Genomic DNA, 13,080 nt, shown 5'->3' with positions numbered 1-13,080 from the left:
CTTTCGAAGCGTTGCCGCCCCTCGGTCTGCGCCGCGTATATGACCGGACGATTTCCGCATGTCAACACGATGACGGTGGAAAAAATGTGAAAAATTTCATCGCCCGGGGAAAGGTGGGCTCCTGAAAGAAATCCTATGCGGAAAGAAGCGCCCCGGATATAAAGCCGCATGAGCAAAGACAACAAAAGCGGTGGCAAGCCCACAAACGAGAAGTCCGCCAAGGACACACATTACGCAACCCTGCGCCGCGCGCATCGCGACAGCAAGCGTGAACGCGGCGAGATCCCGACACCGCCGCCGCAGAAGCGCCGGCGCGGCGCCGAGGACTGGAAGCCACCGGCACTCGCACCTGAACAGGTCTACCTTTACGGTCTTCATACGGTTCGTGCCGCGCTCGACAACAAGGAGCGCAAGAACGTCAGGCTCTCGGTGACCCAGAACGCGCTCGCCCGTCTTGAGGTCGATGCCGATTCACTCGGTATCCCTGTTGAGATCGTCGCCCCGCATGATATCGACAAGTTCCTTGGCCCGGACGCGATCCACCAGGGCGTCATGCTGGAAACCCGGCCTCTGCCCGTTCGCCGGCTGGAAGCGCTGAAGGACAGCCCGCTACTGCTCGTGCTCGACCAGGTGACCGATCCGCACAATGTCGGCGCCATCATGCGCTCCGCAGTGGCCTTCAATGCCGGTGCCGTCATCACCACGCAGCGCCACAGCCCGACCGAATCGGGCGTATTGGCGAAGTCAGCTTCAGGCGCGCTGGAACTCATCCCCTATATCCAAATCACCAACCTTGCAGACGCGCTCGGCGAACTACACAAGCTCGGCTTCTTCACGATCGGCCTTGATTCGGAGGGCCCGGCTCCGCTCGAGGGTACATTCTCGGGTGACAAGGTGGCGTTGGTATTGGGCTCCGAAGGCAAGGGGCTAAGGCAAAAGACGCGCGAAACCGTGAGCGCACTTGCGCGGCTAGACATGCCAGGCGCTATCAAATCTTTAAATGTCTCGAATGCAGCGGCGATCGCGCTCTATGCGGCGCGGCTGCATCTGAAAGCATGATGCGATAGCGGCGGAGCGGCGAAGGTATGCCGCTCCTGCCTCAATCGACCCACCTTGCCCCGGGAGTGACTGCAAGTGCGAACGACTTTCGCCATGTCACCCTCCGGAGACCGCGCAACGGCCCGACGAGCGCTTCTCGTACTGATAAGCACGAACGACCGACCATTTCATTCGACTTACGGGAAGACGGCAGCCTCGGCAACGCAGGGAAGGAGCCGGTAAACCGTTGCTCGTGGTCAGAAAAAACTTCCGCACGCCTCGGATTTAGCTCTGTCATCCTCTATAGCTTCCCGCACTCGAACAGGAGGAACGTATCCCATATGGCTGTCCGCTCCCTCATTGTCGGCACTCTCTTCGTCGCTGCATTCGTAGCCCTCATCCTCAGCATTGCTTGGATCGACAAGTCGCAACCAATCCACCAACCCGCTCCGCTTGCACCGGCGCCCGAACGCCCTATTCCTCCGCCCGCGGAATAACGGCTGGATCGATCGCCCGCGGAACTGAGATCAATCTGAGGCGTTTGCCACGCACGATTTTCAAGGAGAAACACGTGCGAGTGATGATCGCCGTCATTGTTTTGATGATTGCCTCCGTTCTGAACATCGTCGTCACGCCCTCACGAGCTGGAGAACGCCCCGGCGCGAAGTTGCAGGCCAGCGTGCGACAGACAGCTCAAAACTAAAGCTGCGAAAGCGCCACCGTCTACGTCAACGGGCAACAACTATGCTCAATTGGAGAAGGATGGTGCCCCCGGCAGGGTTCGAACCCGCGACCCCCTGATTACAAATCAGGTGCTCTACCAACTGAGCTACAAGGGCGATGCCTGCCAAGTACCAGATTCTGCGGTCCTGTAAAGAAGAAATCGGCGCCATCCTCATTTCATCGGCGCGGTGTCACCATGGGTGTTGACGTCCGAACGTGCTCGGGCGCTCCGGCGAACGGTTATTGGCATAAAACGCCTTGTCGGTCGGGCTTGCAATCATTTAGCTAGGCCGAGATCAGAAAAGGGAACTCCATGGGCCGTTCATTTCAGACGCTTTCCTTCCTTGCCTCCTCGGCGACCGAGGCGCTGGCGGCGCGGGAAGAGCTGATTCGCATTTATGGCGACGTGCCCCCCGACGAGTCCGATGTCATCGTCGCCCTTGGTGGCGACGGCTTCATGCTGCAGACGCTGCACGGTACGATGAACTCGGGCAAGCTTGTCTACGGCATGAATCGCGGTTCGATCGGCTTCCTGATGAACGAATACCGAACGGAGAAACTTCAGGATCGGATCTGTGCGGCCGTCGAAAACGCATTTCACCCCTTACAGATGACGACCGCGAATTCGGACGGCTCGAATTCGACAGCACTTGCCATCAACGAAGTGTCGTTGTTCCGTCAGTCTTACCAGGCCGCCAAGCTTCGGGTTGAGGTCGATGGCGTCGTTCGCCTTGACGAGCTCATCTGTGACGGCCTGATGGTGGCAACGCCAGCGGGTTCGACGGCGTACAACCTCTCCGCCCATGGCCCAATCCTGCCGCTTGACGCGCCGCTGCTGGCGATGACACCCGTCAGCGCGTTTCGGCCGCGGCGTTGGCGCGGTGCGCTTTTGCCGAATAAGGTGACCGTCGATATCCATATTCTCGAGGCGGAGAAGCGCCCGGTGAACGCCGTTGCCGACAATACCGAAGTGAAATCGGTGCTTCACATTCGCATCGCTCAGTCGGAACATACCACGGCACGCATTCTTTCCGATCCTGATCGCTCATGGTCCGATCGTATTCTTGCCGAACAGTTTGAGGACTGAGAAATGGGGCTGCGACCAACGGCGCTTTGTGCAATGCTGCTCACAGCATCCTCGCTCTACGCTCAAACCGCGGCGGCGGATGATCCGATCCTGCCGGCTTCGATCATATTTGCGACCAGCACGGGTTACTGGGAAGACGACGGCACCGCACCTGCCGTTCAACGGGCACCATCGGCACCTCAGCCGACGGCATCGAGTCCCGCGACAGCCAAGCCGCGCCATGGTTACTACAAACTGTTTGCGGTCCGGCAATCCGACCGCACGGCCAAGATCTACCTACAACAGATCGAGCAGGGGGACGGCGGGCCGGCGATCGCCTCGACGGTTGAATTGCAAGAACTCAACGAGCTAAAGCCATATGTCACCGACATCCGGCCAGAAAACTCCTCCGGAATGCTCAAGGAGCCCGGCCTTTTCGCTATGGTTTATCTGAAGACCGATCCGGATGCGGAATCGGAGACCTGGACGGTCGTCATCGACGAATTTGGTGAGGTCACTGTCGGGAAGGCAAGCAACTAACACTTTGCCGCTGAACGTCGCGCACCCCTAAGCCAACTGGCTTTGCCGATGAAAAAGGCCTCTTTCGAGGCCTTCTCAAATCCGGTTGACAGTAGTCAGTCAACGTCGTCGACGACCGCGTCCGGCTTGCCGCTGATGCGGTGCGCAAGAGCTGCTTCCATGAACTCGTCGAGTTCACCGTCCAACACGTCGCCTGGTGCTGTGCTCGCCACGCCGGTCCGCAGGTCCTTGACCAACTGATATGGTTGCAAGACGTACGAACGGATCTGGTGTCCCCAGCCAATGTCGGTTTTGGACGCCGCTTCTGCGTTTGCCGCTTCTTCGCGCTTCTTCAACTCCGCCTCGTACATGCGGGCACGCAGCATATCCCAGGCCTTGGCGCGGTTCTTGTGCTGCGAGCGCTCCTGCTGGCAGGCGACGACGATACCGGTCGGAATGTGCGTGATACGCACGGCCGAGTCGGTCGTGTTAACGTGCTGACCACCCGCTCCCGATGAACGGTAGGTATCGATGCGGCAATCGCTTTCATTGATCTCGATGTTGATCGAGTCGTCGACCACGGGATAAACCCAGATCGACGAGAAGGAGGTGTGGCGACGTGCATTGCTGTCATAGGGCGAGATGCGCACGAGGCGGTGAACGCCCGACTCGGTCTTCAGCCAACCATAAGCGTTGTGACCCTTCACCAGCAGCGTCGCGGACTTGATGCCCGCTTCTTCGCCGTCGTGGACTTCGAGAAGCTCGACCTTGAACTTCGAACGCTCGGCCCAGCGCGTGTACATGCGCAGAAGCATGTTGGCCCAGTCCTGGCTTTCCGTGCCGCCTGCGCCGGAGTGAACTTCCAGATAGCTGTCGTTGCTGTCGGCTTCGCCCGAAAGCATCGCTTCGACCTGACGCCGGGCAGCCTCGGCCTTCAATCCCTTGAGGGCATCTTCGGCGTCCTTGACGACGCTTTCGTCACCCTCTTCCTCGCCCATTTCGATGAGCTCGATATTGTCGGTCAGCTCCTGCTCGAGCTGCTTCACGCCATTGATGCCGTCGTCCAGCTGCTGGCGTTCGCGCATCAGCTTCTGTGCTTCCTGCGCATCGTTCCAGAGGGTCGGATCCTCTGCCTTGTTGTTCAACCAGTCCAGTCGCCTTACCGCCTGGTCCCAGTCAAAGATGCCTCCTCAGCAGGGTGATAGCCTGCTTGGTTTCATCGACCACGTTCTGGATTTCCGCTCGCATTTTCCTGCTTCTTTGCGTTGCTACGAAGATTGCCCGTCAGATAATTGTGGCGGCTGCGGATGTAAAGAGCCGCAGCCGCCACAAGAGTTCGGGGAAGACTTAGTAAAGGCCGCCGGCGCCGGACTGAACTGCCTGATTGGCCTGGGGAGAGGTCCGCAGAATCTCCTCAGGTGCCATAGCGTTGTCCATCCCGATGACCGACAGACTGTCGGCAGGACCGGTGCCGGGCTTGAAGGCTTCGATAATCGTGTTCGGATCACCCTGCGCGGCTGCCATACCGGTCTTGCGGTCGATCGGGATGAGGTTCATCCCGGCAGGAATAACGAATTTCGACTCGGGCATGTCCTTGACGGCCGTCTGCATGAATTCATTGAAGATCGGCGCCGACAGCGAGCCGCCGGTGCCGCCACGGCCAAGGGTCGAGGGCGAGTCGAACCCGATGTAGAGACCGGCGACGAGGTCCGGCGTGAACCCGACGAACCACGCATCCTTCTCGTCGTTGGTCGTCCCGGTCTTGCCCGCGACATCACGACCGCCGAGATCAATCTTGCCGGCTGCAGTGCCACGCTGGATGACGCCCTGCAGCATCGAGGTGATCTGGTACGAGGTCATCGGATCGAGAACGGTTTCGCGATTGTCGACGACGTTCGGTTCGTCCTGGTTTTGCCAGTCGCTGGCGTTGCAGCCCTCGCAAACGCGCTCTTCGTGCTTAAAGATCGTGCGTCCGTAGCGGTCCTGGATGCGGTCAACCAGTGTCGGCTTGATCTGCTTGCCGCCATTGGCGATGACGGAATAGGCCGACACCATGCGCAACACCGTCGTCTCGCCGGAACCCAAGGACATGGCGAGAACCGGCATCATGTGATCGTAGATGCCAAAGCGCTCGGCATATTCAGCAACGACATTCATGCCGAGGTCGTTGGCGAGGCGAACGGTCATGCGGTTGCGCGAGTGCTCGATAGCGAAGCGAAGCGTGTTGGCGCCACCACCCTCGCCTTCGTAGTTATCTGGCGCCCAAACCTGGCCATTGCCCGTCTGGATCGAGAGCGGATCGTCGCTAACGACCGAGGCCGGTGTGTAGCCGTTGTCCATGGCCGCCGCGTATACGAACGGCTTGAAGGACGATCCCGGCTGGCGCATCGCCTGGGTGGCACGGTTGAATTCCGATTGCGCATAGGAGAAGCCGCCGACCATGGCAAGCACGCGACCCGTTTTCGGATCCATCGCCACCAGGCCGCCCTCGACCTTTGGCGGCTGGCGAAGCCGGTAAGAATTGGAGCCCTCAGCACCCAGCCGCTCTACATAGACGACGTCACCGGCGGAGAGGACCCCTTCGGGCGACTTCGCCGTCTTCCGGCCAGTAGCGGAGCGATATGCCCACTGCAGGTTCTTGGCCTCGATGATCCCGCGCTCGCGCTCGGACGGAATCTTGCCCGCGCCGTCCTTGGGCGGCTGCAGGCCGATGTCGACGCTGTCGTCCGAGACAGCCAGCACAACAGCCAATTGCCATTCGGGGACATCCGTCAGTGCCGGAATATCGGCAAGCGCCTTGCCCCAATCGGCCGCAGTGTCGATCTGCTTGATCGGACCATGGAAGCCACGGCGCTCGTCATAATTCGTCAGACCATCCTGAAGGGCTTTGCGGGCGAAGACCTGTAGCTCGGGATCAAACGACGTGCGGACTGACAGACCGCCTTCGTACAGCATCTTCTCGCCGTACTGCTCGATCAGCTGGCGACGGACTGCCTCGGCAAAATAGCCGGATGCGAAGAGCGAGGGACCGCTGCTGCGACCGGTCACGCCAAGGGGCTGCTTCTTGGCTTCGGCGCCATCGGACTGGCTGACATAGCCATTCTCGACCATGCGATCGATGACCCAGTTGCGGCGGGTGACCGCTGCTTCGGGATGACGGAAGGGATGATAATTGGCCGGCCCCTTTGGCAGCGACGCAAGATAGGCCGCATCAGCGATCGTCAGTTCGTTCACCGACTTATTGAAATAGGTGAGCGACGCGCTGGCGATGCCGTAGGAGTTCAGACCGAAGAAGATCTCGTTCAGGTACAGCTCGAGGATCTTGTCCTTGCTGTAGGCCTGCTCGATACGGAAGGAGAGGATCGCTTCCTTCGCCTTGCGCTCCATCGTCTGCTCGCTGGAAAGCAGAAAGTTCTTGGCGACCTGTTGGGTGATGGTCGAGCCGCCCTGGGTCGGGCCGCCGGTCAGATAGGCGACCACTGCGCGAGCGAAGCCAGTCACGTCGATGCCGGGATGCTGATAGAAATTCTTGTCTTCAGCAGACAGGAAGGCAGCCTTGACGCGATCCGGGACTGCCTGGATCGGCAGGAACAGTCTGCGCTCCTTGGCATACTCCGCCATCAGCGCGCCGTTGCCTGCATGGACGCGGGTCGTTACCGGTGGCTCGTAGCTACTCAGCACTGCGTAGTCCGGAAGATCCTTCGTGACGGTTGCCAAATAAACGGCAACAATAGCCGCTACGCCCAGGAACAGGACGCAAGCCACTCCGAAGAAATATCCAAGAAGTCTAATCATATTTAAGCTACCGGTATCTCAATCATCGATCGGCGCGAGCGTAACAATCGCAGGGATCGGGCATCTTGCACGTTGGGCGACTTACTCCATGAGCGTTTTCGCCACAAGCCAATTCAGTTTCATCGATGGAAACACAAGGCTGAGTAACGGCGTGAATGTGAGTAAAATAGGGCCTTGAAGCGCTATTCCCACATTGAAATCGCGTTACCCCAGCAAGTGTCACATCTGCGCCACGGCCGCAATCAGCCACCATTTGCAACCATCGCCGTGCGGTAGTGTTTGACTGCCTCCGTCAGCAGATCTGCCATCCTTCCCCGCCATGCATCATCAAGCAGGAGCTTTTCGTCGTCCTTGTTCGAAAGGAAGCCCAATTCCAACAGGATAGACGGGACATCCGGCGCCTGCAGAACGCGGAAACCGGCATGGCGATGAGGATTGTTGATTGTCCCCACCTGATCCTTGAACGACGTGAGTACACTCTCCGCCAAGGAAATCGAAAAAGCCTGCGTTTCGCGGCGCGTCAGATCCAGCAGAATATCCGCGACCTCAGGAGGTTCGGCCACGGTCTCCTTGCCGGCAATCTGGTCTGAAAGATTTTCGCGGTCGGCGAGATCGGCTGCGAGCTTGTCCGAGGCCTTGTCGGAAATCGTGTAGACCGTCGCGCCGCGAATGTCCTTCTGCTTCAAGGTATCAGCGTGCATCGAAATGAATAGCCCTGCGTGGTTTTGGCGGGCAATCTCCACGCGCTCGGATAGCGACAGGAACGAGTCGTCACTTCTGGTCAGAAACGCCTTGATGCCAGTCTCCCGATTCAGTCTATCGGCCAGTGCCTTGGCAAAAGCGAGCGTTACGTCCTTCTCTTGCGTCTTGGTATCGACGCCAATTGCGCCGGTATCGATCCCTCCGTGGCCGGCATCGACAGCGATAATGAAATCGCCGTTGACCGGCTTCTCAGGCGCCGGAATTGCCCCGGTGGTCGGCTGGGGTGAAGGATCGCTCCATGATTGAGCCTTGACGAGGTCGGCGAACTTATCCTTGTCGGTCATCGCGGCGTCGAGGACTAGGCGATGACCCTTGCCGTCGTCATCCGCCTGAACCTTGGCCACTTCCAGCTTCACCGGTTTTTTGGCGGTCAGCACGATGCGGGCGCTGTCCTCATCCATCTTTCCGTAACGGATGTCCTTGAAAAGGCCCCTCGCCTCGAGATCGCCCGCCGGGAAGCCGAAAGCTGTCGCCGGAAGATCGATCACCACGCGTTCGGGATTGGCGATGTAATGAATCGAAAAATCCGGGGCGCGATCGAAGTCGATAACGATGCGAGTCCGGGCGTCATCGCCGATGATGCGGGCGCCATAGGCGAGCAGCGGATCGACCTTTGTCATCTCGTTTGCTCGTGCCGGTGGAGGAAACGCAAAGGCCATTGCGGCCGCAGCAACGGCCACCGCGCCGGCAAAACTCGTTTTCCGCCATCCGGATATCACCGACGCGGGTCGTACCCTCTTAAACAATCGACCGCCACACCTTAAATATCATTCCGATCAAGTTCTCCCGGTAAACGCGAATTCGCCGGTACCGGCGCCGTTCGCGGCCATGGAGCCGAATCGGCGCCCTTAATCCCCGATTTTGTATGCCTTCCAAAATCCATCAATATTATGGCACATTTGGCTTTTCCCTTGCTATTGTGACAGAGAAAACATACAAGGATTTTTAGGGTAGAAGTGCTGACGGGATAGAGTCGCCTGCACGGCAGCCAAACCGCAAGGGAACTGGCGCCACAACCGGCAATCGTCCGCCGTCTTATGTGTTTCCACTCGAAATTGGATCCTGAATTTTCCTGCGTATGCGGGAACTTCATCGGTGGGATAGCCACCAACCGCTCTTTACAGAGAGAGCAAACTCATCGGACCTGAACAAGGTCTTAGTTTTGTTGATCTCGCTTGGTCTTTGATGGTGTCGCAGCAGGTTTTATCTGAAGTCTACAGGCCCCGGGAGAACGTCTCCCCCGCTGCTGTCTGGCTGCTGCTTTCCACACCGCACCAATCGCGACTTTCATTATCCGGCGCCGCATTGACGAGCCGCACCCCTCCTGTCTCATCGACCCGAGGGGATGCCGACGTTCGACCGCGCCGAGGAGCACACCTTACATGGCAGACAAGATGCTTATCGACGCGTCTCACGAGGAAGAGACGCGCGTTGTTGTCGTTCGCGGAAACCGCATAGAAGAATTTGACTTCGAGTCACAGCACAAGAAGCAGATCCGCGGCAACATCTATCTCGCAAAGGTAACGAGGGTCGAACCCTCGTTGCAGGCAGCCTTCGTTGATTACGGCGGCAACCGGCACGGCTTCCTGGCCTTTGCCGAAATCCACCCCGACTACTACCAAATCCCGCTTGCCGATCGTCAGGCCCTGCTTCGCGCCGAAGCCGAAGAGCATCGCCGCGACGACGACGTAGAACACGTCGAGACGGCGCCGGTCGATCTCTCCACTCAGGAACAGCCTGACGTTGGCGTCGCAGCGGCGGTCGCCGAAGCGCCGGCAGCCGAAGCAGCTCCTGAAGTAGACCCTGCCGCAGCAACCGAGACGGTCGAGGCCGTTGCGGAAGTTGCCGAGGAAGCGCCAGCCAAGAAGGCAAAGCCCCGCCGCAGCCGCAAGAAGGCAGCGCCTGCTGTTGAAGCGCCTGCAAGCGACGAGCCTGCCAGCGAAGCGGCCGCCGACAACGACGACGAAGGCTCCTCTGGTAGCCAGATGGCCGCGATGGTCGAAACCGACTCGATCTCCGAAGAGGTCGACGCCCGCCGTCGCAGCGACGATGACGATGACGACGATCACGACCATGAAGAGGAAGTGATCGAATCCGTCGGCGCCGAAGACGCGATGGAAGAAGTTCCCGATCGCGTCCAGCGCAAGCCGCGCAAGCAGTATCGCATCCAGGAAGTCATCAAGCGCCGCCAAATCCTGCTAGTACAGGTGGCAAAGGAAGAGCGTGGCAACAAGGGTGCCGCCCTGACGACCTATCTTTCGCTGGCCGGCCGTTACTCCGTCCTCATGCCGAATACGGCGCGTGGCGGCGGCATCTCCCGCAAGATCACCAATCCGCAGGATCGCAAGCGCCTGAAGGAAATCGCTCGGATGCTCGAAGTGCCGCAGGGCATGGGCGTCATCCTGCGCACCGCAGGTGCAAACCGCACCAAGGTCGAGGTCAAGCGCGACTTCGAATATCTGATGCGTCTGTGGGAAAACGTCCGCACGCTGACGCTGCAGTCGACCGCTCCCTGCCTCGTCTACGAGGAAGGATCGCTCATCAAGCGTTCGATCCGCGATCTCTACAACAAGGATATCAGCGAGATCATCGTTGCCGGCGAAGAAGGTTATCGTGAAGCGAAAGACTTCATGAAGATGCTGATGCCGAGCCACGCCAAGGTGGTTCAGCCGTACCGCGACATCCATCCGATCTTCTCGCGCTCCGGCATCGAGGCGCAGCTCGATCGCATGCTGCAGCCACAGGTGACGCTGAAGTCGGGCGGCTATCTGATCATGAACCAGACAGAAGCGCTGGTTTCGATCGACGTCAACTCCGGCCGTTCGACGCGCGAGCACTCGATCGAAGATACCGCGCTGCAGACGAACCTCGAAGCGGCGGAAGAAATCGCCCGTCAACTTCGCCTGCGCGACCTTGCCGGTCTGATCGTCATCGACTTCATCGACATGGAAGAAAAGCGCAACAACCGCGCCGTCGAGAAGAAGCTGAAGGAATGCCTGAAGAACGATCGCGCCCGCATTCAGGTCGGTCGCATCTCTCACTTCGGCCTTCTGGAAATGTCGCGCCAGCGCATCCGCGCTTCCGTTCTCGAATCAACGACGCAGGTCTGCTCGCATTGCGGCGGTACCGGCCACGTGCGTTCGCAGTCTTCCGTTGCCCTGCATGTCCTGCGCGGTATCGAGGAATACCTGCTGAAGAACACCACGCATGACATCACGGTTCGCACGACGCCTGATATCGCGCTCTATTTGCTCAACCATAAGCGCCAGACGATCGTTGACTACGAAGCCCGCTTCGGTGTCGCGATCATCGTCGATGCAGACGGCTCGGTTGGGTCGCAGCACTTTGCAATCGACCGTGGCGAGCCGGTCGAGAACCCGGTCAAGATCGAGAGCCTGTTCAACTTTGCCGCCATCCCCGATGACGAGGACGACGATATAGTTGTCGAAGTCGACGAGGAGGAAGAAGAAGAACTGGAAGCAAAGCCGGCTGCTGCGGAACGTCCGGCACAGCGCACCGAAGGCGATGGCGAAGGCCGCAAGCGCAAGCGTCGGCGTCGGCGTCGGGGCCGCAACGGCAATGGCGAAGCGGTAGCCGCTGACAACACGTCGGCCGACGCTGAGGAAGAAGGCGACCTGACCGACGGTGATGACGAGGATGAAGGCGACGAGAGCATTGCTGCCACCTCTGAGGCGCGTGAAGAAGGTGATGAGACCCAGCGCCGCAAGCGCCGTCGTCGTGGCAAGCGCGGCGGTCGCCGCAACCGCGAGGAAGGCGGCGAGCAGGCGGGCTCTGAGGCCGAGCTGGCAAGTGATGATGCTGGAGAGGGCGAGACAGAAGTGACCGCTGCCGAAGTCATCGAGGTTACCGCCGAAGAAGCCGTCGAGGCTCAGCCGGCGATGGCCGCCGTCGAGACGGGCGCGTCGGTTACCGAGGACGTGAAGCCGAAGCGCGCACGTCGAAGCCGCAAGGCATCGCCGGTCGAAGAGCCTGTTGTGGAAGTTGCAGAGGAGACGACACCGGCTGTCGAGGCTGATGTTGAAGTCGAGGCCGCGGCCGCAGACCTCGCAACGCCGGCCGCAGAGGAAGCAAAGCCTGTCCGCGCCAACAGAGAGTCGAACATCTCCTCGTCCGAACCGACGGTTAAGTCGACCCGCGGCGATGCTGCGGAGGGCGAAGGCGACAAGCCGAAGAAAGCTGGCTGGTGGCAGCGCCGCGGTTTTTTCTAAGATGGATATTCGGTGATAAGTAATACAGTCCGGCTGCGGCGACGCAGCCGGATTTTTTATGTCAACCGCGCGCTCGATGCATTGCTTGCGTTATCGCGAGGAGCATCGCGAGATGCGACATGGCCTTTTGACGGCACAGTTGCGCCCAAGTGTCCGTTCTTTTTGTCGGCAACTGCTGCTTTCGTCCGCATGCGGAGCGGCTTCCCATCCACATGATCTATGTCGAATGAATTCGTCTTCTTGACCAGATCGCTTAGCTTCCGGAAGCCATATGTCCGCGGATCGAAGTCCGACGCCAGATTTGCGAGTTGCGCTCCGACTGCACTGAGCGATACCCATCCATCTTCACTCTCCATCTGCGCAATGACCTTCTTGATAACGGGCGTCGCTGCACTCGGCTGGCGGAGCGAGGGCGCTTGCGTCGCCTCAGTGCCGTTTGATGATGCCGTGGGCACTAGGTTCTCAGTATAGATAAATCTACGGCAAGCCTGACGGAAACTCTCAGGGGCCTTCTGCGCACCAAACCCGAAAACATCGAGGCCTTGCTCACGGATCCGCAAGGCTAATCGGGTGAAATCGCTGTCCGAGGAAACAAGACAAAACCCATCGAAGCGGCCGGTATGCAGGAGATCCATGGCGTCAATGACAAGCGCAATATCGGAAGCGTTCTTGCCCGTGGTGTATGCGAATTGCTGTTGAGGGATTATCGCGTGTCGCACCAGCACGTCGTTCCACGCTTTTGAGCAGGAACTGGCGAAGTCGCCATAGATGCGGCGCACGCTTGCCTCGCCAAGCTTAGCGATCGCTTCGAACAAGCCGGCGGCGATTTTTGCAGAAGTGTTATCAGCATCAATAAGCACGGCAAGTCGCGGCGTACGGCGCTCGGGCATTCATAGCTCCAGTCTCTCGTGATAGACCGGCGCCCAGCATCAACCAGCCAACTACTGC

At 59.4% G+C, this 13,080-nt stretch carries 8 protein-coding genes and 1 tRNA gene; 4 read left to right on the top strand and 5 right to left on the bottom strand.

Going from position 1 to position 13,080, the window contains the following annotated elements; all coding sequences use genetic code 11:
* Positions 1-168: 168 nt before the first annotated feature.
* Positions 169-1,059 carry a 23S rRNA (guanosine(2251)-2'-O)-methyltransferase RlmB gene (rlmB, locus tag FHX16_RS15180; RefSeq protein WP_183751399.1) on the top strand — a complete coding sequence of 297 codons (891 nt, stop codon included), beginning with the start codon at positions 169-171 and terminating at the stop codon, positions 1,057-1,059.
* A 742-nt stretch (positions 1,060-1,801) separates the two neighbouring features.
* Here rlmB and FHX16_RS15175 read toward each other — a convergent pair.
* A tRNA-Thr gene (locus FHX16_RS15175) sits at positions 1,802-1,877 on the bottom strand.
* A gap of 197 nt (positions 1,878-2,074) precedes the next feature.
* On the opposite strand from FHX16_RS15175, the gene FHX16_RS15170 reads away from it, so the two are divergent.
* Both FHX16_RS15170 and FHX16_RS15165 read left to right on the top strand, forming a co-directional pair.
* A complete protein-coding gene (locus FHX16_RS15170; protein WP_183859280.1) occupies positions 2,075-2,848 on the top strand; it encodes an NAD kinase in 774 nt (257 codons plus the stop codon).
* Between the two features lie 3 nt (positions 2,849-2,851).
* On the top strand, positions 2,852-3,367 hold the full coding sequence (locus FHX16_RS15165; RefSeq protein WP_183859282.1) for a hypothetical protein: 516 nt from the start codon (positions 2,852-2,854) through the stop codon (positions 3,365-3,367).
* Positions 3,368-3,462: 95 nt separating this feature from the next.
* Here FHX16_RS15165 and prfB read toward each other — a convergent pair.
* From prfB to FHX16_RS15150, 3 genes are all read right to left on the bottom strand, one after another.
* A protein-coding gene (gene prfB / locus FHX16_RS15160; RefSeq protein WP_141652299.1) for a peptide chain release factor 2 occupies positions 3,463-4,594 on the bottom strand; the annotation gives its coding sequence in 2 pieces (ribosomal slippage) (positions 3,463-4,524 and positions 4,526-4,594; 1,131 coding nt in all).
* A 99-nt stretch (positions 4,595-4,693) separates the two neighbouring features.
* On the bottom strand, positions 4,694-7,141 hold the full coding sequence (locus tag FHX16_RS15155; protein ID WP_114712272.1) for a penicillin-binding protein 1A: 2,448 nt from the start codon (positions 7,139-7,141) through the stop codon (positions 4,694-4,696).
* Between the two features lie 242 nt (positions 7,142-7,383).
* Entirely contained in the window at positions 7,384-8,649 is a 1,266-nt protein-coding gene (locus FHX16_RS15150) for an N-acetylmuramoyl-L-alanine amidase (RefSeq protein WP_183859283.1), read from the bottom strand.
* 636 nt (positions 8,650-9,285) lie between these two features.
* On the opposite strand from FHX16_RS15150, the gene FHX16_RS15145 reads away from it, so the two are divergent.
* Positions 9,286-12,132, top strand: a complete 2,847-nt coding sequence (locus tag FHX16_RS15145; protein ID WP_183859285.1) for a ribonuclease E/G — start codon at positions 9,286-9,288, stop codon at positions 12,130-12,132.
* Positions 12,133-12,188: 56 nt separating this feature from the next.
* Here the strand turns inward: FHX16_RS15145 and FHX16_RS15140 are convergent, their stop codons facing one another.
* Entirely contained in the window at positions 12,189-13,022 is an 834-nt protein-coding gene (locus tag FHX16_RS15140; RefSeq protein WP_183859287.1) for an NYN domain-containing protein, read from the bottom strand.
* Between the last annotated feature and the right edge of the window lie 58 nt (positions 13,023-13,080).

The organism is Rhizobium sp. BK661, assembly GCF_024808825.1.
GTDB lineage: Bacteria > Pseudomonadota > Alphaproteobacteria > Rhizobiales > Rhizobiaceae > Rhizobium.
This window is presented reverse-complemented; position numbering and strand designations above follow the sequence as displayed.